Annotated in this window: 1 protein-coding gene; it reads right to left on the reverse strand. The window is 75.9% G+C overall.

Translation table 11 applies throughout. The features are described 5' to 3' along the window. Positions 1-319, reverse strand: a 319-nt coding sequence (locus tag B8460_RS20545; protein ID WP_048863486.1) for a toprim domain-containing protein, incomplete at both ends; no start/stop codon positions are given.

Raw genomic sequence — 319 nt, forward strand, 5'->3', positions numbered from 1 at the left:
GCGCGCCCCCGCCGCGTCGCCGTCGAAGCACAGCACCGGCACCGGGGCGACCTGCCACAGCGCGGTCAGCTGCTCCTCGCCCAGCGCGGTGCCGAGCGGGGCGACCGCGCCGCCCAGCCCCGCCTGATGCAGGGCGATCACGTCCATGTAGCCCTCGACCGCCAGCAGCGCCGCCCCCTCGCGCACCGCCGCACGGGCGAAGTCGAGGGCATAGAGCGTGCGCCGCTTGGAAAAGACCGGCGTCTCCGGCCCGTTGACGTATTTCGGCTGCCCGTCGCCGAGGGTGCGGCCGCCGAAGCTGATGGTCCGCCCGCGCCGG

The sequence above is a fragment of the Acidisphaera rubrifaciens HS-AP3 genome (assembly GCF_000964365.1).
Lineage (GTDB): Bacteria > Pseudomonadota > Alphaproteobacteria > Acetobacterales > Acetobacteraceae > Acidisphaera > Acidisphaera rubrifaciens.